General features: G+C 74.3%; 18 protein-coding genes and 1 pseudogene. 7 read left to right on the plus strand and 12 right to left on the minus strand.

All coding sequences use genetic code 11. The features are described from left to right. Positions 1-83 precede the first annotated feature (83 nt). Positions 84-473, minus strand: coding sequence for an amino acid-binding protein (locus tag MNY60_RS05400; protein WP_242337349.1), 390 nt, complete (start codon positions 471-473; stop codon positions 84-86). A gap of 125 nt (positions 474-598) precedes the next feature. Then, positions 599-1624 carry a D-cysteine desulfhydrase family protein gene (locus MNY60_RS05405; protein WP_242337348.1) on the minus strand — a complete coding sequence of 342 codons (1026 nt, stop codon included), beginning with the start codon at positions 1622-1624 and terminating at the stop codon, positions 599-601. A gap of 307 nt (positions 1625-1931) precedes the next feature. Here MNY60_RS05405 and MNY60_RS05410 point away from each other — a divergent pair, with 307 nt between their 5' ends. Both MNY60_RS05410 and MNY60_RS05415 read left to right on the plus strand, forming a co-directional pair. Continuing rightward, a complete protein-coding gene (locus tag MNY60_RS05410) occupies positions 1932-3518 on the plus strand; it encodes a WD40 repeat domain-containing protein (protein WP_242337346.1) in 1587 nt (528 codons plus the stop codon). A gap of 115 nt (positions 3519-3633) precedes the next feature. Further along, complete coding sequence (locus MNY60_RS05415) at positions 3634-4812, plus strand: methyl-accepting chemotaxis protein (RefSeq protein WP_242337344.1); 1179 nt, start codon at positions 3634-3636, stop codon at positions 4810-4812. 24 nt (positions 4813-4836) lie between these two features. Here MNY60_RS05415 and MNY60_RS05420 read toward each other — a convergent pair. Further along, positions 4837-5421: pseudogene (locus tag MNY60_RS05420) on the minus strand (DsbA family protein); the annotation flags it as partial. Between the two features lie 150 nt (positions 5422-5571). Here MNY60_RS05420 and MNY60_RS05425 point away from each other — a divergent pair. The 3 genes from MNY60_RS05425 to MNY60_RS05435 are packed head-to-tail and all read left to right on the plus strand — an operon-like array spanning position 5572 to position 9240. After that, positions 5572-6189 carry a DTW domain-containing protein gene (locus MNY60_RS05425; RefSeq protein ID WP_242337339.1) on the plus strand — a complete coding sequence of 206 codons (618 nt, stop codon included), beginning with the start codon at positions 5572-5574 and terminating at the stop codon, positions 6187-6189. A 9-nt stretch (positions 6190-6198) separates the two neighbouring features. After that, entirely contained in the window at positions 6199-8229 is a 2031-nt protein-coding gene (tgt, locus tag MNY60_RS05430) for a tRNA guanosine(34) transglycosylase Tgt (protein WP_242337337.1), read from the plus strand. 18 nt (positions 8230-8247) lie between these two features. Continuing rightward, positions 8248-9240 carry a YheT family hydrolase gene (locus MNY60_RS05435; protein WP_242337335.1) on the plus strand — a complete coding sequence of 331 codons (993 nt, stop codon included), beginning with the start codon at positions 8248-8250 and terminating at the stop codon, positions 9238-9240. A 7-nt stretch (positions 9241-9247) separates the two neighbouring features. Here MNY60_RS05435 and MNY60_RS05440 read toward each other — a convergent pair whose 3' ends face one another. The 8 genes from MNY60_RS05440 to MNY60_RS05475 all read right to left on the minus strand — a co-directional run bounded on the left by MNY60_RS05440 (position 9248) and on the right by MNY60_RS05475 (position 18230). After that, positions 9248-10438, minus strand: coding sequence for an acyltransferase (locus tag MNY60_RS05440; protein ID WP_255821180.1), 1191 nt, complete (start codon positions 10436-10438; stop codon positions 9248-9250). A 138-nt stretch (positions 10439-10576) separates the two neighbouring features. After that, positions 10577-10879, minus strand: a complete 303-nt coding sequence (locus tag MNY60_RS05445; protein ID WP_242353162.1) for a c-type cytochrome — start codon at positions 10877-10879, stop codon at positions 10577-10579. Between the two features lie 23 nt (positions 10880-10902). After that, positions 10903-12156 carry a sulfate reduction electron transfer complex DsrMKJOP subunit DsrP gene (gene dsrP, locus MNY60_RS05450; protein WP_242337329.1) on the minus strand — a complete coding sequence of 418 codons (1254 nt, stop codon included), beginning with the start codon at positions 12154-12156 and terminating at the stop codon, positions 10903-10905. Between the two features lie 11 nt (positions 12157-12167). Further along, complete coding sequence (locus MNY60_RS05455) at positions 12168-13091, minus strand: 4Fe-4S dicluster domain-containing protein (RefSeq protein ID WP_242337327.1); 924 nt, start codon at positions 13089-13091, stop codon at positions 12168-12170. A gap of 2 nt (positions 13092-13093) precedes the next feature. After that, positions 13094-13810: a hypothetical protein gene (locus tag MNY60_RS05460; RefSeq protein ID WP_242337325.1), complete on the minus strand. Its 717-nt coding sequence runs from the start codon at positions 13808-13810 to the stop codon at positions 13094-13096. A gap of 108 nt (positions 13811-13918) precedes the next feature. Further along, a complete protein-coding gene (locus MNY60_RS05465) occupies positions 13919-15175 on the minus strand; it encodes a TIGR04013 family B12-binding domain/radical SAM domain-containing protein (protein ID WP_242337323.1) in 1257 nt (418 codons plus the stop codon). A 543-nt stretch (positions 15176-15718) separates the two neighbouring features. Continuing rightward, complete coding sequence (locus MNY60_RS05470; protein ID WP_242337319.1) at positions 15719-16273, minus strand: TIGR02265 family protein; 555 nt, start codon at positions 16271-16273, stop codon at positions 15719-15721. 217 nt (positions 16274-16490) lie between these two features. Next, positions 16491-18230, minus strand: a complete 1740-nt coding sequence (locus tag MNY60_RS05475; protein ID WP_242337317.1) for a chloride channel protein — start codon at positions 18228-18230, stop codon at positions 16491-16493. A gap of 224 nt (positions 18231-18454) precedes the next feature. Between MNY60_RS05475 and MNY60_RS05480 the strand changes: the two genes are divergently transcribed. Together MNY60_RS05480 and MNY60_RS05485 are read left to right on the plus strand one after the other, a co-directional pair. Continuing rightward, positions 18455-19420 carry a hypothetical protein gene (locus MNY60_RS05480; protein WP_242337315.1) on the plus strand — a complete coding sequence of 322 codons (966 nt, stop codon included), beginning with the start codon at positions 18455-18457 and terminating at the stop codon, positions 19418-19420. A gap of 1 nt (position 19421) precedes the next feature. Beyond that, positions 19422-19748, plus strand: a complete 327-nt coding sequence (locus MNY60_RS05485) for a hypothetical protein (RefSeq protein WP_242337313.1) — start codon at positions 19422-19424, stop codon at positions 19746-19748. A gap of 14 nt (positions 19749-19762) precedes the next feature. Here MNY60_RS05485 and MNY60_RS05490 read toward each other — a convergent pair whose 3' ends face one another. Further along, entirely contained in the window at positions 19763-21061 is a 1299-nt protein-coding gene (locus MNY60_RS05490) for an MFS transporter (RefSeq protein ID WP_242337311.1), read from the minus strand. Positions 21062-21153: the final 92 nt, after the last annotated feature.

Consider the following 21153-nt stretch of genomic DNA (forward strand, 5'->3'; position numbering starts at 1 on the left):
CGCCTACGCAGCGCGGCATCCTGTCTGCGTGGGATGCCGCGTCACGTCGGCCCGGTGCGGCGTCCCGATCCGGGCCTGGGATGTCAGCGGAGGGCCTTCAGCGCCGCTTTCACGTCGGGGACGGCGAGGTAGAGGTTCATGCTCCGGGCGCTGCCGGCGGCCCCGACGTAGGCGTACTGCACGTTGATTCCCGCCGCGCCCAGGCGGTCCGCCACCTTCCCGACCGAGTCGGGCCGGTCGGGGACCGTGACCTCGACAACCTCGTCCTCCGTGCTCTCCCAGCCGTGCGCCGTGAGGATCCGCCTCGCGGCCGCCGGCCTGTCGACCACGAGGCGGACGAAGCCGCGTCCGTCCATCGAGGCCGCCATGAACGCCCGGATCGTGACGCCCTTCTCGCCGAGAGCGTCGGCGAGCTTGCCGAGGGTTCCGGGCCGGTCCTCCACCCACGCCGAGATCTGCTTCGCCCTGGGCATGCGCGCCTCCTGGCCGCCGCGAGCTTGCGCGGTGAACGGAGCACACATAATCCGGCGCGCCCGGACGTCCAGCGTCCGAGCGTGCAGCCCCCGTCGGCCCGCCGCTCGCTCGCGGCGTGCGCCGCTCACCCGGTGGTACCGAGCCGCTCCGCGAACGGGAACAGGCCGAAGGCCCCGCCGGTGTGCAGGAACACGACGCGTGACGCCGGGAGCCCACCGGGCTCGGAGGCGCGGCGCGCGACGCCGAGCATGGCCTTGGCGGTGTAGACCGGGTCGAGGAGGACGCCGTCCACCCGCGCAGCGCGGCGGATGACCTGAAGCCCCTCGTCGGTCGCCTGCGCGTATCCCGGCCCGATGAAGCCGTCGTCCACGGCGATCTCGTCCTCGGGGACGCCCGGCAGCTCCGGCCAGCGCCGCCGGGCGTCGGCGCAGAGCCCGGCGATGGCGGCGCGGAAGTAGGCGGCGTCGTTGCAGACCGCGAACCCGAGCGGCCGCGCCTCGCGCCAGCCCGCGACGCGGACGCCGAGCTCCAGCCCCGCGCCCGTTCCGCCCGAGCCCGCCGCGTAGGCGATCGTCACGGGCCCCGTGCGCCAGGCCTCGGGGAGCTGCGCGCGGAGCTCCGCCACGGCGGCCACGTAGCCGAGGCTGCCGAGCGCGCTCGAGCCGCCCTCGGGGATGACATAGGGTCGCCGGCCGGCGGCGCGGAGCTCGGCGGCCACCGCCTCCATCACCTCCGCGCGCCGCCGGTACTCGTCGTGCGAGACCCAGCGGAGCTCGGCTCCGGCCAGCCGGTCGAGGAGCGCGTTCGCCTCGAGCGCCGGCGGCCGCGACGGATCGGGGACGCGGAGCAGGAGCACCGCGGCGAGCCCGCGCCTCGCAGCGGCGAACGCCGTCGCCCGGCAGTGGTTCGACTGGACGCCGCCGCAGGTCACGAGCGTGTCGGCCCGGGCCGCCTCGGCCTCCGCGATCAGGAACTCGAGCTTCCGCGCCTTGTTGCCCGAGAGCTCGAGCCCCGTGAGGTCGTCGCGCTTGTAGAGGAGGTCGAGGCCGAGCTCCGCGCCGAGGCGCGGCGAGCGCTCGAGCGGCGTCGGGAGGCGCGCCAGGACCACGCGCGGCGCGAGGTGCACGGTGGGTGGGGTCGGCGGGGTCATGGCGGGCGAGCCTAGCACCGCGTCCCGATCCGCGGTCACGCCTGGCCCGGGGACGCGCCCGCCCGGCCGCCTGCACCGCGAGCGCCATGCAGGGGGGCGCGCGCGCGAGCGATCCGGCGTCCGCCCGTGGACGCGCCGACCCGTCCACGACCTTGCCGCCCCGGCCCAAAGCCGTTCCACGCGCGCGCAACGGCGTTGCCGCGCGCGCACGCCAGTCTGGCCGGTTCGGCGTGGCCCGCGGCTCGCAACTCGCTCGAGCGGCACTCGTGCGCCCTCCGGTCAGCCGGCGCGGGCGCGGGGAGAACGGATGACGAGACGGGGGTGGGTGGGGCTCGGCGCGGTCCTCTGCGTCCTGGCCGTGGCGTGCGGCGGCTCGGGCTCGAGCGACAAGGCGCCGTCGGGCGGGACCGGCGACGACGGCGGCGGGGGCGGCGGGACCACGCCGACGCCCCCGCCCGTGACCCCACCTCCGCCGGAGCAGCCGCCCGGCTTCCAGTTCGGGACGCAGGGTCCGTGGCCCGTCGCGAACGCGATCTACGGCGCGAAGGACGGGATCGAGGAGACGCCCGTGGTCGCGATGACCACCGACGAGGCGCAGAACCGCTGGGTGGCCACGCCGCGCGCGCTCTACCTGCTGCGCCCGGGCGAGACGACCTTCCGCCGCTTCGACGAGGTGGACGGCCTGCACCTCGGCGCGATCACCGGACGGACGCCGGGCCCGGTCGGCTGGGCGAAGTACTGCGACAAGGCGCCGATCCCCGACGACCGCCCGTGCAACGGCGACCTCGTGTGGGGCGGCGCGGCGTCGGAGGGGATCAAGGCCATCGTGGGCGGCGGCAAGAACGAGGTATTCATCGGCTACGACGGCGACCAGACGCGCGGCGCGGACGGCGAGCCGATCCCGTGCCTGGACGCGGACGATCCCGTCGGCTGGAAGGGCTTCGACTACTGCGACCCGCTCCGCCACAGCGGGAAGGTGGACTGGGTGCGCCTCGCGGAGGACGGCACGCTGCAGGTGGTGCGGTTCGACCTCCTGTCGAACCGCTACGGCGCGAAGTACTGGCACGACCGGACGATCAGCCGGCTCGCGTACGATCACTTCGTCCACCCGGGCACGCTCTACACCGGCGCGAACCACGGCGTGTCGATCCTCTTCCCGGCGAAGTACCGGGAGCCGGCGCCCGGCGAGTGGTTCGACATCGCGTACTCCGAGTACATGGGCGACCACCAGCACGCGCGCGTCTGCTACCACGAGGTCTGCGGCCCCGACGGCGAGAGCGCGAGCATGCGCGTCGGCGAGTGGCTCGGGCTCGCCATCGACGCGGAGGGGCGCCTCTGGCACGCCGGCAAGTGGACGGCGGGCCGGATCACCTGGGTCGACGACGCGTACGAGTGGCACCATCGCTACGGCGCCGCCTTCGACGCCGCGTTCGGCGACCCGTGGATGGACGGGGCGCGGACGAGCCCGCCGGTGTTCGACGTGACGGAGTCGGGCGACCCGGTGTACCTGACGGCCGTGTCGGCGTGCCCCGACGGGCGGGTCTGGTTCTCGAGCCGTGGGCCGACCACCGGCAACGCGGCGGCCCGCAAGGACGCGGTCGCGGTGTGGGACGGGAAGCGCTTCGCCTATCTCACCGCGTCCCAGGTCGGCCTCGGCGAGGCCGGGGTCCGGGATCTGGCGTGCCTCCCGGACGGACGGCTCGCGATCGCGGGCTACACGACCGGCCTCTCCGTCTACGACCCGGCCACCGGGACCTCCAGGCCCATCCGCGCCGCCTCGGGGCTCATCCCCAGCGACCGCGTGAGCGCGCTCGAGGTGGACCGCATGGTCGTACCGCCCGCGCTCCACGTGGCGACGGCGTCGGGCGCCGCGGTGCTCCGGACGCTCCCGTAGCCGCGCCGGCCGGTGCGTGCGGGCGGCACCTACCCGCCCGCACCGGTCGCCGAGTGGCCCACCCGCGGGAATCCGCGGTAGAACGGCGCAAACGCTCTCGAGCGGAGGCTCGTCCGTGCGCCTTTCCATGCGGCTCAAGATCGCGGGGCTGGTCGGCGTCGCGACGGGGGTCACCGCGATCCTCGACACCGTCGTCTTCCACGTCCTGCACGAGGAAGCCTCCGCGGCCGTCCTCGCGCGCGGGCTCGGCCTGGCCATCGCCATCTCCCTCACCGCCGCGGCGATCTCCTACCAGGTCGCGCGGCGCCTGACCCGGCCGCTCGAGCGGCTGCGCGACACGGCGGCGGCCATCGCGGCCGGCGACCTGGCCAGGCAGATCGACGTCGACGCGACCGCCGAGACCGCGGACCTCGCCGCGAGCTTCGGCGCGATGATCGAGGGGCTCCAGGCCACCATCGCCGAGCTGCGCGAGGCGGCGCTGACCCTGGACGGCCGCTCGAGCGACATCCTCGGCTCCGTCACCCGCCAGGCGGCCATGGCCGCGCAGCAGGCGGCCGCCATCAACGAGACCTCGACCACCGCGTCCGAGATCGCCCAGACCTCCAAGCAGGCGACGCAGCACGCCGACTCGGTCATCGAGATGACGCGTCGCTCCGACGATCTCTCGCAGGAGGGGCTCCAGACCGTCGAGGAGGCGGTGAAGGCGAGCGCGAGCCTCGGCGAGCAGGTCAACCGGATCGCCTCCAGCATGAGCGGGCTGAGCGAGCGCACGCTGCAGGTCGGCGAGATCATCTCCTCGGTGAAGGACCTCGCGGAGCAGTCGAACCTGCTGGCGCTGAACGCGTCCATCGAGGCGTCGAAGGCGGGCGAGCACGGGCGCGGGTTCGCGGTCGTCGCCATGGAGATGCGCAACCTCGCCGAGCAGTCGCGCCAGGCCGCCGTGCAGATCCGCGCGATCCTCCAGGAGATCCAGCGGAGCGCCCGCGACGCGGCCTCGGCGACCGACGAGGGCGCGAAGCGCGCGTCCGCGGCCATGGGGCTCGCGCGGAGCGCCGGCGAGGCCATCGAGGGGCTCGCGATGGTGATCCGCGAGTCGGCCGTCGCCGCCCGGCAGATCGCCAACAACACCCGGCAGCAGACCATCGGGGTGGACCAGATGGTCGCCGCGATCTCCGAGCTCTCGCAGGCGATCAACGAGAGCGCCGAGGGCACGCGGACGATCGAGCAGGGCACCGCCGCGCTGTCCGAGATCTCGAAGCAGCTCGCCTCGGCGGTGCAGCGCTACAGGGTCTAGGCTCCCCGAACCGCGGGCGCCCGCTCACCGCTCCGCGCGGCGCCGCGCGCCCGCGCGCCGCGCGGCCTCCGCCAGCACCTCGTACGGCTGGCAGCCCACGATCCGCGCCACCGGCCGCGCACCGGGCCCGGCGGAGAAGTCGAACGTCGGGACGCCGCCGACCCCGGCCTCCCGGGCGGCGCGCCGCGCCGCGTCCACGCACGCGAGCGCCCCCGGCTCGTCCGCCGCCGCGAGCGCGGCGGCCGGATCGAGCCCCACCGCGCGCGCGACGTCCGCGAGCTCCTCGTCGCGGTCGAGGTCCCGGCCCTCGCGCCAGTACGCGTCGAAGGCGGCGGCCCGGAAGGCCTCGAGCTTCCCGGCCTCGCGCGCGTACTGCGCCGCGGCGAGAGCGCGGCGGGTGCTCACGAGCCGGTCGGGCGCGCGCAGGTCGCGGAGGCCGAAGCCCGCGGCGAAGCTCTTCACGTACTCCAGCACGGCGGCGGGGTCCGCCAGATGGGCCACGAGCGGGAGGCCGCCACGCGGCGTGCCCGGGTGCAGCTCGTAGCCGACCCAGTCCACCTCGATGTCGTACTCCGCCTGCAGCCTGACCAGGCTGCTCCGCTCCGCGACGAAGCAGAACGGTCAGACGAAGTCGGAGAACAGCCGCACGATGGCGCCCATGGTACAGGGCTCTAACGAGGGCGGCCGCTCCGCTCCACTCCCGGCGCGGGTACGGGCGGCGCGGCGCGCGGCCCCGCGCCGTGATAGATCCGGCAGCCCGTGCCACGCCCTCTCCAGCGCTGTCCGCGCTGCCGCTTCCCGCCCGAGTTCTGCCTCTGCCCCGCCATCCCGAGGCTCGCGGCGCCGTTCCGCCTCGTCGTGGTCCGGCACGCCAGCGAGCGCGAGCGGATGTCCAACACGGCGCGCTGGGCGGCCCTCGCGCTCGACGGAGCGGAGATCCTGGAGCACGCCCTCCCCGGCGTCCCGCTCGACGAGACGCTGCTCCGCGCCCCGGGCGCGGTCGCGCTCTTCCCCTCGCCGCGCCCGGAGGACGCGGCCGCGCCGGCCACGCCGCCGCCGATCCTGGTCGTCCCGGACGGCACCTGGACACAGGCTCGCCGGATGATGCAGCGCCTCCCCGCGCTCCAGCGGCTCCCGCGCCTGTCGCTCCCGGGGCCGCCTGCCGGGCTGCGACTCCGGCGGCCGCCGTGGCCGGACGGGATGTCGACGCTCGAGGCGATCGCCGGCGCGCTCGCGGCGTTCGGCGCGGGCGACGCGTCGGCGCGGCTCCTCGCGCTGCACGACGCGGGCGTCGAGCGCGTGCTCCGGCTCAAGGGGACGTGGGACGCCGACTCCGCCGCCGCGATCGCGCGTCGCCGCGCGACCGAGGTCTCCTAGAGGATCCCGATGCCCTTCGCCTACCAGCCCGGCCCGAGGGACGCCGCGACCCGCGCGCGCCGCGGCGCGTTCACGACGCCCCACGGCCGCGTCGAGACGCCGGCGTTCATGTCCGTCGGCACGCGCGCGAGCGTGACCGGCATGACGCCCGAGGAGCTCCACGCGCTCGGCGCCGAGATCATCCTCGGGAACACCTACCACCTGCTGCTCCGCCCCGGACCGGAGCTCGTCCGCGACATGGGCGGGCTCCACCGCTTCATGCGCTGGTCCGGGCCCATCCTCACCGACTCCGGCGGGTTCCAGATCTTCTCGCTCTCGCACGACCGCGTGATCTCCGAGGAGGGCGCCCGCTTCCGCAGCTACGTGGACTGCAGCGCGCAGCTCCTCTCGCCGGAGCGCTCGATCGAGGTCCAGACCGCCCTCGGCTCGGACGTGATGATGGTGCTCGACGTGTGCCTCCCGTCGACCGCGGAGCCCTCCGCGATCCGCGAGGCCATGGGCCGGACCCACCGCTGGGCGCTCCGCAGCCTCGCCGCCCGGACCAACCCGGAGCAGGCGCTCTTCGCCATCGTGCAGGGCGGGCTCGTCCCGGAGCTCCGCGCCGAGTCGGCGCGCTTCCTCACGCAGCACGCCTTCGACGGGTTCGCCATCGGGGGCCTCGCGGTGGGCGACACGCGCGCCGAGCGCTTCGACGTCGTGGGCCGGACCGCCGAGCTCCTCCCCGACGAGCGCCCGCGCTACCTCATGGGCGTCGGCACCCCGCCGGACATCCTCGAGGCCATCGGTCACGGCGTCGACATGTTCGACTGCGTGCTGCCGACCACGATGGCCTGGCAGGGCACCGCGTTCACCTCCACCGGGCGCGTGCGCCTCACCCGCGGGGAGCACCGCACGAGCCAGGCGCCGCTCGACGCCGCGTGCGGGTGCTCGACCTGCGGGGGCTACACGCGCGGCTACCTGCACCACCTCGTGAAGTGCCGGGAGCCGCTCGGGCCGCGGCTCCTCTCCGTCCACAACCTGCACCACTACCTCGACCTCATGCGCGAGGCGCGCGCCGCCATCGAGGCCGGGAGCTACGCCGCGTTCGCGAAGGCGAAGCTCGACGAGCTCGACCGGCACGAGCACGACGCCTCGCGGCGTCCTCCGGGGAGGAAGACGACCGTGAGCCCGACCCAGGCCGGAGACACGACGGGGGCCGCGGCCGCGGTCGAGGGCGCGACCGGGACCGCCGCCCCGCGCTTCGAGATCGTCACCACCTCCCTCGGCGCGGCCGCGGTCCGCGATGCCCGCGCGGGCGAGGTCATGCACCCCGTCATCGGTCCGGACGTGGAGTCCGAGCGGCTGTACGTGGCCCAGTCCCGGCTGCGCGAGCGGCTCGCCGCGCCCGGCCCCCGGCTCGTGCTGCTGGACGTGGGCCTCGGCGCGGCCTCCAACGCGCTCGCCGCGCTGCGCGCCGCCGAGACGCTCGCCGCCCCGGGCCGCGGCCTCGAGATCGTGAGCTTCGAGCAGGACCTCGGCGCGCTCGCGCTCGCGACCTCCGAGGACGGCGCCGCGCGGCTCGGGCTCGACCCGGACTCGCTCTCCGCCGCCCGCGCGCTCCTCTCGAGCGGCCGCCACGAGTCGCCGCGCGTCGTCTGGCGACTCGTCCAGGGCGACCTGCTCGCGACGCTCCCGCGCGAGGAGGTGCGCGCCGACGTCGTCTTCTGGGATCCCTTCTCGCCGAAGGCGAACCCGTCGCTCTGGACCTGGGCGGCCTTCACGGCCGCGCGCGCCCGCTGCGGCGACGCGGCCACGCTCTACACGTACAGCACCGCCACCGCGACCCGCGCCGCGCTCCTGCTCGCAGGCTTCCACGTGGGCCAGGGCGATCCCAGCGGCCCGAAGGAGCAGACCACCGCCGCCGCCACGGATCCGGCGCTCCTCGCGCGTCCGCTCGACGCGCGCTGGCTCGCGCGGCTCGAGCGCTCCAGCGCGCCGTTCCCCGACGACGCCCCGCCGGACGCCCTCGAGCGGATCCGCGCGCATCCGCAGTTCAGGTGAGGGCAGGCGCGATCACCCATGTCCCCGCCCCCCTCGCCCTACGCCCCGGCCCGCTGGCTGCGCGGCGGCCACGCGATGACGATCTTCGCGAGCCTCGCCCGCGTGTACCCGCGCCCGCGGGCCCGCCGCGAGCGGTGGGAGCTGCCGGACGGCGACTTCGTGGACGTCGATCGCTACGCCGCGAGCGGCGACGCGGCCCGGCCGGTGCTCGTCGTGTGCCACGGCCTCGAGGGCTCGTCCCGCGCGCCGTACGTCCGCGGCCTCGTCGCCGTCGCGCTCGCGCGCGGGCTCGACGCGCTGGCCTTGAACTTCCGCGGCTGCTCCGGGGAGCAGAACCGACTTCCGCGCTTCTACCACTCGGGCGACACGGGAGATCTGCACGAGGTCGTGGCCCGGCTCGCCGCGGAGCGGCCCGGGCGGCCCATCGTGCTCGCCGGGTTCTCGCTCGGCGGCAACGTCGTCGTGAAGTACGTCGGCGAGCGCGGCGACGGTCTCTTCCCGGAGGTCCGCGCCGCCGCCGGCATCTCGGTCCCCTTCGACCTCCTCCGCTCGGCGCGGGCGCTCGACGCCGCGGGGTTCTGGAACCGCGTCTACCGCGAGCGGTTCCTGCGCCGCCTGCGCGAGAAGGCGCTCGCGAAGGCGCGGCGGTTCCCGGAGGCGATCGACGCGGCGCGCGTGCGGGCGGCGGCCACGTTCGCCGAGTACGACGCGGCCCTCACCGCTCCGCTGCACGGGTTCGCGTCCGCGGAGGACTACTGGACGCGCTGCTCGTCCGCGCGCTTCCTCGCCGGGGTCCGCCGGCCGCTGCTCGCCATCGCGGCGATGGACGACCCCATCGTCCCGGGCGACGCGCTCCCCCTCGCGGAGGCCCGCGCGAACCCGCTCGTCACGCTCGAGGCCACGCCGGCCGGCGGACACGTCGCGTTCGTGTCGGGCTCGCCGTTCTGGCCGGACTTCTGGGCGGAGCGGCGCGCGATCGAGTTCCTCGCGGCGGCCGCGCTCGGCGCGTGAGGCGCGGCTACTCGCCGCCCTCGGCCTCGGTCCGGCCGCCGCTCTCGAGGCGGAGGCGGACGCGCTCCCAGCCGGTCGCGGCCGCCGCGACGAGGCCGCTCCGGACGCGCTGGAAGGCGACGTTCACCGCGAAGCTCCCGAGGAGCACCGCCGTGGCGACGAGGAGCGCGCTCCCGAGCCCGAGCTGGGGCCCGATCCGGTTCGTGAGGCCCGTGAAGGTCGACCAGCCGTAGACCACCGGGACGTGGATCGCGTAGACCCCGAGCGACGCGCGGCCGACCGGCGCGAGCCGCGCCGCCCACGCCGCCGGCACCGTGGAGAGGGCCGCGAGCACGAGCAACACGGCGCCGCTCCGGAACGTGAACAGGAGCGGGTGCCCCATCGGCATCTCGCCCACCCCGGTCCCGATGGTGCCCGCGACGAGCACCGCCCCCACGAGCGCCATCCCGGCGGCGCTGCGACCACCGCCGGTGCCGGCGAGGAGCCCGACGAGCGCGCCCACGAAGAAGTAGGCCGCCCAGGGGAACAGCGGGAAGGGCGAGGTCCCTCCCGCCGCCTGCCGGAGCGCGAGCGCCGGCAGCGACCGCGGCAGCTCGGCGACGCCCGGCACGACCGGCGCCGGCGCGAGCATGCCGAGCGCGATGCAGAGGAGGCCGAGCGCGCCGATCGCCCACGCGTGCTCGCGACGCGACCACGGCAGCGCGAGGACGAGCGAGGCGGCGAGGAGCGCGAGGGCGATCGTGTGGAGCGCGTCGAACGACAGGAAGTGCGCCCACACGTCGAGCTCGCCCGCCGCGAGCCGCTCGACGCCCCAGCCCGGCCACCGGAGCGCGTAGCCGATGCCGAGCAGGAGGAGGACGCGGCCGATCCGGCCGCGCGGGATGTCGAGGCCACGCGCGCGCCCGCGCGAGATCGCGACGGTGACGGCCCAGCCCGAGACCATGAGGAACAGGGGCGCCGTGAACCCGCGCGCCTTCCAGTACAGCTCCACGCCCGCGGTGGCCCGCACGGCGGGCGCGAGCAGCGCGTCGAGGGTGTGGCCGAACACCATCGCCAGCACCCCGAGGGCACGGGCGGCGTCCAGCGCGGCGATCCGGCCCCGGGGCGGTTGCGGCGCGCTCGCCGCGGGTACGGCACGCAGCGGTGGCGCGACGGCGGAGGGACGGCGCGACTCTGTCGGCTGATGGGTCGCCTGCAACGGAGCGGCTCGCGGAAACGGGCGGGCGCCGGGCCACTCGGCTCCGGCGCCTCGCGCGCGAAACCTATAACACGGACCCGTCCGCCGCGCTCCCCGTCCGGGCCGCCCGCAGGACGGCCCGGACGGTCGGTTCCTTCCCTACTTCAGCCCGCCCTTCACGTACTTCGCGACGGCCTGGATCTCGGCCTCCGTCATCTTGCCCTTGAACGCCGTCATCTTGCCCTTGCCGTTCTCGATCGTCTTCGCGATGTCGGCCTCGCTGGCCGTCAGCGTGGTGAGGTCCTTCGCGCCGAGCTTCTGGGCCATCGGGGTGTTGCCCTTGCCGTCCTTGCCGTGACAGGCGGCGCAGCGCTTGGCGAAGATCTCGGCGGGGGCGACGCCCTCGGCGCGAGCGACGGCGGCGGCGGCGAGGACGACGAGGGCGACGGCGATGCGCTTCATGTGCTTCCTCCCTTGTGCGTGGTTCAGTGCGCCGGGAACCCGGCGCCGCTCGGACCCGGCGCGGCCACCCGCTCCGGCGCCCGGAAGGTTCCGACGAGGATGGGCGCCGCGATCTTCACGAGCGCCGTGAAGACGAGGAACCCGACCCCGAACACGCCCGCCGCGATGGCCCATTCCGTCGCGGTCGGGGTGTACTCGTAAATTTCGCCCAGCGTGTCGGGCGTGAACCCCGGGATGATGAGGCCCATCCCCTTCTCGATGTAGACGCCCGCCCAGATGAGCAGGCAGCCGAGGTTCAGCGTGACGTAGTTCCTCCGGGTGCGCGGGATGAGGAACAGCACGAACGCGGCGACGCTGCAGGTGAGCGACAGCCACGCGTACGGCACCAGGGCCCGGTGACCGTCGAGGCCGCCCCAGAAGTACTGCGTGTACCGGAGGTGCTCGGTCGCCGAGTAGTACTCCTTGAACAGCTCGGCGCCGAGCAGGAACAGGTTCAGGAACATCGCGTAGCTCATGAGCTCCGCGATCTTCCAGATCGCCTCGTCCTTGATCGGGAACCGGTTCGTGCGGCGCAGGATCTGGAACAGGATGATCATGACCGCGGGGCCGGAGCAGAAGGCGGACGCGATGAAGCGCGGCGCGAGGATGGAGGCGTTCCAGTACGGGCGCGCGGCCATGCCGTTGTAGAGGAACGCGGTCACGGTGTGCGTCGAGATGGACACCGGGATCGAGAGCAAGACGAGCGGCAGGAAGATCCGCCTGTCGTAGTGCTCGCCGCGGTACGTCTTGAAGAGCAGGTAGAGGACGAGCGCGACGTTCAGGAGCAGGTACGTGTTGAGGACGAGCGCGTCCCAGGCGAGGAGCGAGCGCGGCCAGTTCGGCGTGCCGAGGAGCGGCATGACGTGGAGGAACCGGTCCGGCCGGCCCATGTCCACGAGGATGAACAGGAGGCACATGGTGAGCGCGCTGATGGCGAGCAGCTCGCCGAGCACCACCACCTCCTTGATCGGCTTCCACTGGTAGACGTAGGCCGGGACGACGAGCAGCACCGCCGCGGCCGCGACGCCCACGAGGAAGGTGAAGTTGCCGATGTAGAACGCCCACGAGACCTGATCGCGCATGTTCGTCGCGATGAGCCCCGTGCGCACCTGGTGGACGTAGGCGATCGCGCCGACCGCCACGAGCGCGAGGAGCGCCGCCACCCAGGCCTTGTACGCGCGCCCGCCGGTGACCAGGAGGCGCGCGCTCCCCTTCACGAACTCCGCCGCTCCGCTCATCGCCCGCCTCGCTAGGTCGCGTAGAAGTAGTAGAACTGCGGGTGCGTCGCGAGCTCCTCCTTGAAGACGAACACCCGCTTCGTCTCCATGACCCGGCGGATCTCGCTCTCCGGATCGAGGAGGTTGCCGAACTTGCGCGCGCCCACGGGGCAGACCTCGACGCAGGCCGGGTAGCGCCCCTCGCGCGTGCGCTGGATGCAGAAGGTGCACTTCTCGACCACGCCCTTCGGACGCGGGCGGTTGCCGAGGTAGTGCTGGTGCGGGTTCAGCTCGTCCGCGGGCAGGGTCGGCGTCGCCCAGTTGAAGTGGCGCGCGCCGTACGGGCAGGCGGACATGCAGCAGCGGCACCCGATGCACCAGTCGTAGTCGATGACGACGATGCCGTCCTTCTCCTTCCACGTCGCCTGCGTCGGGCACGCCTTCACGCAGGGCGGGTTCCGGCACTGCTGGCACTGGACGGGCATGTAGAACTTGCCCGGCCGCGGCACCGCGTCCGCCTCGTAGTAGTGGTTCGCGTGGGCGAGATCGACGCCGTGCTCCTTGTCCATCTCCATCACCCGGATCCACTGGATCTGCGGGCTCTGCCGCGACGGGTTGTTCTCCGCCACGCACGCGTAGACGCAGCGGCGGCAGCCGACGCAGCGCGAGAGGTCGAGGCCGTAGCCGAACTCGACGCCGGGCCGCGGGCCGGTGGCGGACACCGTGGTCTTCTTCCCGAAACGCTCGAGGTTCTTCCGCTCCACCTTCGCGAGCACGTGGCGGAGCTCGTCCGGCGAGAGCTCCTTGAAGTGGCCGCGCAGGAAGTCCTCCATCTCCACGCCGCAGGAGGAGAGCGCCGCGACGGCGGCGCCGGCGGCGGCGGTGCGCATGAAGGCGCGGCGCGACGGGTCGGCGGGCGCGTCCGCCACGACGGGCAGGCTCTTCCGCTCGGACATGGCTACCTCCCGCCCGCGGCGGTGGTGGAGGCCTTCGGCGCCACGGGGCGGCGCATCTCCTCGGGACGGAGCGGCCGCGGCTCGGGGCGCAGCATCTCCAGCGTGGGCGCGGTGGTCTTCTTCCCGTCCACCTCGATCTCCTTCACGCCCTTGAAGCCCGGCGTGTGCGGGTTGTGGCAATTCACGCAGAGGAAATAGGTCTTCTGGCCGTCCCACTGGCCGACGCGCTTGCCGTGCACGCCCGCGCGCCAGTCGCGGTACTTGTCGCCGTGGCACTGGCCGCAGAGCCGGTACGACTCCGTGAACGGCACCGTCTCGCCGCTCGCGAGCTTCAGCACGTCCCGGTTCTGCGCGTCGTGGCAGTCGAGGCACCAGCGCGCGTTGGAATCGTGGTCGAACACCTTCTGGATGTCCTCGTGGAACGTGAGCTCGCGGCGGGTGCGATCGCCCGGATCGACGTGGCACCCGCTGCACGGGAAGATCCCCTCGGAGAACGGAGGCGGCTCCGCCTGGATCAGCGGAGGCGTCCTCGGCCCCTCCGCCGTCTCCCGCGCCTTCGCGCCGTTCGCCGGCTCGGGGCTGGGCTCGCTCTTCGTACTCTTCGTCGGTCCCGCCGGGCTCGCGGCAGGGTTACCGCCCGCGGCGTGCGCGGGCGGCGGTGACGCGAGCGCGGCGGCGACGATCGCCAGGATCGTCAGGGCATGGGTGTCGAGGCGCATGGAGTCTCCCGCTCTCGGGGGAACGTACTCCGCGACTTGATCTGTCGTTTGATCTAGGTCAATTCGATGCTCGCTCGCTTGGGGCGTGAGCGCCCACTGACGCCGCGTCTACGCACCCTTGCGCGGCAACCGGAGCGCCCGCTCCTCCTGCCGCCGCCATTGACCGTGCGCCGCCCCGGAGGCCGCGAGCCGCTCGAGGATGGCCCCGCTCGCGGCGTCGATGCGTCCTGGCGGCTCGCGCGCCCAGGGGGTGCCGGGCAAGGGCATGAACGCGTGCGCGTGCACGCGCGCTCCCTCGGCTGCGAGCCGGAACATGGCCTGACGCGTCGCGACGCGGTCCTCCTCGGTCTCGCCCGGCAGGCCGAAGATGAAGTCCACCGACGGCAGGAACCCGGCCTCCAGGGCGAGCCGGGCCGCGCGCGCCACGCTGCCCGCGTCGTGCCCGCGCTGCATCGCCGAGAGCAGCCGATCCGAGCCCGACTGGCCGCCGATGACGACCGTCCGGTTGTCGCAGTAGCGGCGCAGCAGCGCGAGCGCCTCGGCGGAGACGTGCTCGGGGCGGAGCTCCGACGGAAACGAGCCGACGAAGAGCCGCCGCGCTGGTCCGATCGCCTCGCGCGCGGTGGCGAGCAACGCCTCCAGCGCGGCGAGATCGCAGCCGCCGTCGTCCGAGCCCCACGAGAGCGCCGACGGCGTGAGCACGCGCAGGTCCCGAGCGTCGACGCGCGCGAGGGCGCGAGCCCAGCGGCGGATGGAGTCGAGCGAGCGGTGGCGGAAGCGGGCGCGGAAGAGGAACGGCGTGTGACAGAACCGGCACGCCCAGATGCAGCCGCGGGTGATCTCGAGCGGCCCGATCCGGCCGGCGCGCGGCGCGAAGGGCGGCACCTCGTCCAGATCCACGGGCGGTGCGCGGCCGCTCCTGCGCACGCCGCCGCCGTCGAGCCAGGCGAGCCCGGGCCCTCCGCGCGGATCCTCCCCCACCGCGACGCGCGCGAGCAGCGCGGGCAGGGTCTCCTCCCCTTCCCCGATGGCCACGAGGTCGAACCCCGCCGCGAGCGTGCCCGCAGGATCCGCGCTCGCGTGCGGCCCGCCCGCGACGTGCAGCACGCGTGGGTCGGGAACCGCGGCTCGCACGCGGGCGAGCTCCGCGGTCACCTCGTCGAAGCTCGCCGTGTAGAAGGACCAGGCGACCACCGGCCTGCGCCCTTCGTTCGACGCCGTCCGCGCGGCTTCGATCACGGCCTCGGGCGAGGTCGCGACGACGGCGGGGACGTCCGTGGTGGCGGGATTCGTCTCGACCGCGCCGAGGAGCACGTTGAGCGCGTGGCGGGCGGTCCTGCGGTAGTGGAGGACGAGAGTGGTCACCGCCCAGCGAGCGTGCTCCGGGTCGCGGTGGTGGGCAAGGGGCGGCCGGACGGGCTTGGTGGACGGAGTCGGTCTTGGTCAGGGTCGGGTCGGGGTCGAGGCCGAGGTCGGGTCGCGCTCGCGGCCCGTTCGCGCGGCTCGCTTCCGCTGCACCGCGACGACACGCATCGTGAACGACCCACCTCGCCGACGATCGCGAGCGCCGAGGTTCGGCGGCGGTTACGGAACGCTCCCATGCCGACCCGCTCCATCGACGTGCTGCGACCGCGCCGGCCACCGGCGTGGAGTCCCGCGGAGGGCCCGGCGGCGGCCCCCCAGCAGCGGCTTCCCCGCCCGTCGATCGTCCGGGCCGATGGGAGCACCGCGCGCGGCTCCGGCGCGCTGTGGGCTCCGAGCCAGGGCCCCTGCCGCCCGGAGACCGGGGGCGCGGGCGGCGAGCCCAGCGGCCACAACATCCCCATCCGGAAGGACTGCTGGGACTAGGACGATCGAGGCACGGTGGCGACCAGGTCGTCGCCGCGATCGCTGCGCGTCTCGATCGGCCTACCGCCACTCGCAGCGGAACTCGCAGCAGTCCGCCTTCCGCGCGCGGCAGCGCGTCTCCACCACGCTGACGCCGAGACCACCGCAGATCTCGATCGCGCGCTGGAGCCACCCGACGGTCGTCAGGCAGTCCTCGGCGACCACCTCTTCCTCGCCGCAGGTGCGGATCAGCGCCGCGCGCTCTCCGGTCGCCTCGTGGACGCGGTGTCCGGAGGAGTGCTGCGCCGCGTACATGCGAGGCACGTCCGCGAGGAACCGCTGGGGATCACCGTCGCGCACGAACGCTCGCTGGACCCCCGCCGCTCCCAGGTTCGTCGAGGCGCTGAACCGGCCCATGTCCAGGAACAGCCGCGTCCGGTCTCCGTTCGCGAGGATCGCCGCGGCGGTCATCTCCAGGCGGAGCAGGAGGTCCGCCGGATACCAGCCGCTCTGGAGGACGATCCCGCGGAGCGCCTCCTGATCCGCCTTCGAGAGGTGCCGCACCACGCGCCCCGACTTCTCCTCTCCCTGGGCCTCCAGGTACTTCAGGCGCGCGAGGAGAAGGGTCCCCTTCACCTTCCCCGTCGCTCGCGCGCCAGTCTGGGGCGATACGGCAGAAGCGCTGGGGCTGTCGGGCATGGATGTCGGCCTCCGCGGCGATCGACCGCACGCGCCACTTCGCCTTCCCCGCGCGCCGGTGTCAATCTCCTCCACTCTCGGTGCTTGCGCCTACACACACCCACGGCATACCCGGGCGGGATGAACGTGAGCCCATGCGTCGGGAGGTCCCCGGCTAGAACGTCCCCTGCGCGAGCAGGTCTCGCATCGCGACGGTGCCGACGAGCCTCCGCCGATCGTCGACCACCGGCAGCCGGTCGAGGTCGGTCTCCCCGAAGCGCTCCGCCACCTCCGCCAGGCTCATCGTGGTCGTGATCGGGACCACGTCCCGGTTCACCACGTCGGCCGCCACGATCATCCCCAGGTGGGCGTGATCGGAGATGGTGCCCTTCAGGGCGTCGAGCTGGATGACGCCGAGGAGCTCGTTGTCGACGGTGGTCACGTAGAGATCGTGCCCCGGAGGCAGGGAGAGGAGCTTCTTCAGCATCTGGTCGAACGGCAGCGTCGGCTCGACGCGCACGGCGTCGGGCACGACCAGCGCGGCCACGGGGGTGCGGCGGAGCCAGTCCGGGCGGGGCAGCTCGGGGAGCCGCACGCCGCGCCGGCGAAGCGGCGCGGTGTAGAGCGAGTCGGGCTCGATGGCCCGGCTCGTCGCGGCGGCGATCGCGGCCGAGAGCATGAGCGGGAGGATGACGCCGTAGTCGCCCGTCATCTCGAAGATGATGAGCACCGACGACACCGCCGCGTGCGTCGTGCCGGCGAGCACGCCCGCCATCCCGACGAGGGCGAGCGCGCCGGGAGGCGCGAGCCCCGGGAAGACGAGCGCGAGGAGCTCGCCCGCCGCGCCGCCGATGGCGGCCCCGTAGAAGAGCGACGGCGTGAAGAGTCCACCGGGGACGCCGGAGCCGGTGCACAGCGCGCTCGCCGCGAGCTTCAGCAAGGGGAAGATCAGCAGCGCCTTGAGCTGCACGGTGCCGAGCAGCATCGCGTGCACGCTGTCGAACCCGTTGCCGAGCACGGGCGCCCAGCGCACGGACATGAGCCCGACGACGAAGAGCCCGAACACCGGGAGGAGCGGCTTCATCCAGCGCGGGAACCGCTCGAACGTGACCTCCACCCACCCCATCACCCGGACGAAGATCACCGAGGCGAGGCCGAGGAAGGGCGCGAGGACGAGGCCGGGGACGAGCTCGCGCGGGTGGAGCAGCTCGTACTCCGGGATGATGTAAGTCATGTGCGCGCCGGGCAGGATGCGCGAGACCGCGGTCGCGACCACGCACGACACGACGATGGGCCCGAGCAGCTCGAGCGCGAACGAGCCGAGGAGCACCTCGAGCCCGAAGAGCGCGCCCCCGATCGGCGTGTCGTAGGCGGCCGCGATGCCCGACGCGGCGCCGCACGCGACGAGGACCCGCGTCTGCCGCTCGTCGAGCCTGAGCCGCGACGCGAGCCAGGATCCCGACGACGCCCCGGCCTGCACGAGCGCGCCCTCCCGGCCGAGGGACGCGCCCATGCCGACGGCGATGATCGAGAGCAGCCCCCGCGCCATGGTCGGCCCGAGCGCGAGCTGGCGATCGCGGTGCCAGATCGCCTCGATGATGCGCGCGGTGCCGTGGCCGCCCATCGGCCGCCGCCAGAACAGATAGACGACCGTGACGAGCGCGCCGGCGAGGGTGGGCACGAGGACGCGCTGGAGCGGCGGCGCCGCCTCGACCGCGGCGATGAACCGATCCGCGTCCGGCCAGGCGAGCCCCTGGACGAGTCGCAGGACGTAGAGCAGCGCGCCCGCGCCCAGCCCGGAGAGCAACCCCGTCGCGATGACGAGCACCCAGAAGCGCTGCGCGGCTCCGGGCAGGACGCGGAGGAAGTCGCGCAGCGACCGGAAGAACAGCGGCGGTGCGCCCCCCGCCGGCACTCGCGCGCCGAGGGGCGTTCCGCCCTGCGCGGCGCCCGTCCCGCGAACTGTTCCCGTCCCAGCCAAGCGTGCGCGCGCCGTCCGTGTCCCAAGCTCCGCACGATCCAGGCACGTCGGCAACGGCTGCGGTGGCGCACCGGCGTCGCACACGCCCCCGCCGGACCGCCACGCCGCTCGCCGCGAGGGCTCTACCGCCCGCCGGGATGGGGCGCAAGCTTCCGGGAGTGGATCCGGCGAAGGAGGTCGTCTCGGAGCCCGGCGCACGCACCGCGCGGGAGTTCACCCGCCGTGCCCACGCGCTCGCGAAGCTGCACGCCGTCCTCGCCGTGGGCGCCCTCGCCGGCGAGGTGCTCCTCCTGGTGCGCGGCAGGGTGCTCGTCACGCTCGCGCAGCGGTCGAACGTCGAGACCCTCACCCTCGCGTTCTTCGCCGTCTTCTTCGCCTACGTCGGCTTCCTCGGGGCGCGCGGCGTCCCGGGCGCGCTCCGCGTCCTGCGCTACGCCCTGCTCGCCAGGACGCGGGGCCGCGACCACGCAGAGCGCGCGAAGCACGAGGCGCTCGGCCCGCCCCGGGGCGAGAGCCCCCTCGCGGCGCTGAGCGTCCTCGTCGAGCGGGAGGACGCTCCCGGGCGCCCGTTCGAGCTGGCGGTGGAGGACGCGGCCGGCTCCATGGGGCGGCTCCACGTGGACGGCGCGCGGGTGCAGCACGCGCCGCACCGCCGCGACGGCTCGAACAACCTCATCGCCTACCTCGCGCACCAGGTGCAGGACGTGGCGGGCAGGCGCCAGGGGCGCGTGGTCGACGTGGTGGAGTGGGGCACGCTCGACGACGAGTCCACGCACCAGTTCCTCGCGCTCGCCGAGTTCGGGCGGAACCTCGGCGTCGCGCTCGGCAAGGAGGGGCTGTGGCCTCGCGTCACCCTCACCGCGGAGGACTGCGCCGAGCTCGAGCGCCGTCTCGCCGCGATCTGCCCTGCCCTTCGCGACGAGGGGTTCCTTCCGCACTGGGAGTACGAAGCGGAGCACAAGCTCCCCATCGTGCCCGAGCCGCTCGGGCTCGCGAGCCTCGGGCGGAGCGAGCGGCGTGCGGATCCGCTCCCGTCCCTCACCGCGCTCGCCCTGGTCGTCGCGACGGCGACGTCGATCCTCGCCGCCCTCATCCTCTATCCGCCCTGGGTCCCGGGGAAGTGACGTGAAGCGCGCGCTCGCCCTCGTCGTCGCCGCGGTCGCCGGAGCCCTCGCGGTCCGGGCGTGCGCCGGCCCGCGGCCGTCGGTCGCCGCGACCTGGCTGGAGCAGCGGTCGGACGGGTGGATCGCCGCCGCGCGGATCCGGAACGCCGGCGGCGACGGCGAGATCCAGGTCACGTTCCGGCTCCGCGATCGGGTGACCGGACGGACGATCCCCGCCGAGGGCACGGCGCAGGTGCGCCGCGGCGAGGAGGTCGAGGTGCGCGCCGCCGTGCCCGCGCCGCCCGGCGACTGGTCGGTCGAGGCGGAGTCGGAGTACCCGCCGCAGTGACGCGACGGGGGCCGCTACGTCGGCGTGCCCGGCTCGGGCACCGTCGCAGGGGCGCCCCGCCGCCGGACCACCGCCACCATGACGAGCAGCACCGCGATGCCCGTGAACGTGAGCACCACGTCCATGGCGAGCGAGCCGTGCGAGCCGCGCAGGCTCGCCGGGAAGAGCGGCGCGCTCGCCGCCCAGCCGTCGAGCCAGGTGACGTAGCTGATGGCGAGGTTCGAGGCCGAGTTGAAGAGCGCGTACTTCGTGGTCGTCGCGGCCGTGTGGCCGATGAGCTCGAGCACCATGCCCGCCCAGGTCGCGAAGGCGATCCCGTTCGCGAACGAGTACGCGAGCGTGCCCCACGCGTACGTCGCCGGCGTGAGCGGCGCGAGCAGCATGGCGAGCGCGGAGAGCGCGGTGATCCCGCCGGCCACGGCATAGGCGAGCCGGCGGCTCATCCGATCCGCGAGGTAGCCGCCCACGAGCGAGCCCGCCGCGCTGGTGATGCCGCCGCCGAGCCCGTTGACGAGCTCCACCACGCGGGCCGACGCGCCGAAGTCGGGCGCCATGCCGGCGAAGAGGTTCGTGAGGGCGCCGCAGCCGACGGGGACGAGGCAGATGACGAGCCCGGTGAACCCCGCGCGGCTGCGCACCGTCCGGCCGAGGTCCTTCGTCATCTCCCACAGGTGCAGCCCGAGCGCGCGCGCCACGCTCCCCGCCCGCGCCACCGCCGCGTCCACCCGGCGGGGCTCGACGATCCGGAGCGCGAGCGAGGCGCTCGCGACGACGACGAGCGCGAGCACGATCCCCCCCGCCCGCGGCGAGACGTGCTCGGACACCCACAGCGCCAGGGCGCCGAGGAGGCCCGTACCGCCCACGTTCGAGGCCATCGAGAACCCGCCCGCCTTGCCCTTGTCCTCGAAGCGGGTGGTGATGGCCATGAGCGCGTTGTTGGCCGCGTGGCCGGTCGTCGCCGTCGCCTGCGCGAGCATGATGAGCGTCGTGTAGAGGCCGAGGTTCCGGAGCGGATCGGGGACGAGCGAGGCGGCCACGAGCAGCGCCGCGGTCGCCGTCGTCATGGCGAGGTACCAGGCGCGCTTCAGCGACCCGATGTCGAGCACCGGGATCCAGAGGATCTTGAACGCGTGCGGGGCGAACACCGCCGCGCTGATCGCGCCGACCCGGTCGAGCGGCACCCCGCCCTGCCGCAGCCAGAACGGCATCGCGATCATCGCGTAGCCGACCGCCGCGCCGAACGGGAGGTCCAGGAACAGGAACAGCCAGGGGGGCGTCGGGCGGGCGGGCGGAGCCGCGGGCGTCGAGGTCACGCGGGGGAGTCTAAACGGCCGACCCTGATTCGCGAACAGGCGAGCGAAGCGAACCCGCCGGGGCGACGCCGCGGAGGCGGCGAAGCCGCTCG

Origin of the sequence: Anaeromyxobacter sp. SG17 (genome assembly GCF_022690695.1) — a bacterium.
In the GTDB taxonomy this organism is placed as follows: Bacteria; Myxococcota; Myxococcia; order Myxococcales; family Anaeromyxobacteraceae; genus Anaeromyxobacter; species Anaeromyxobacter soli.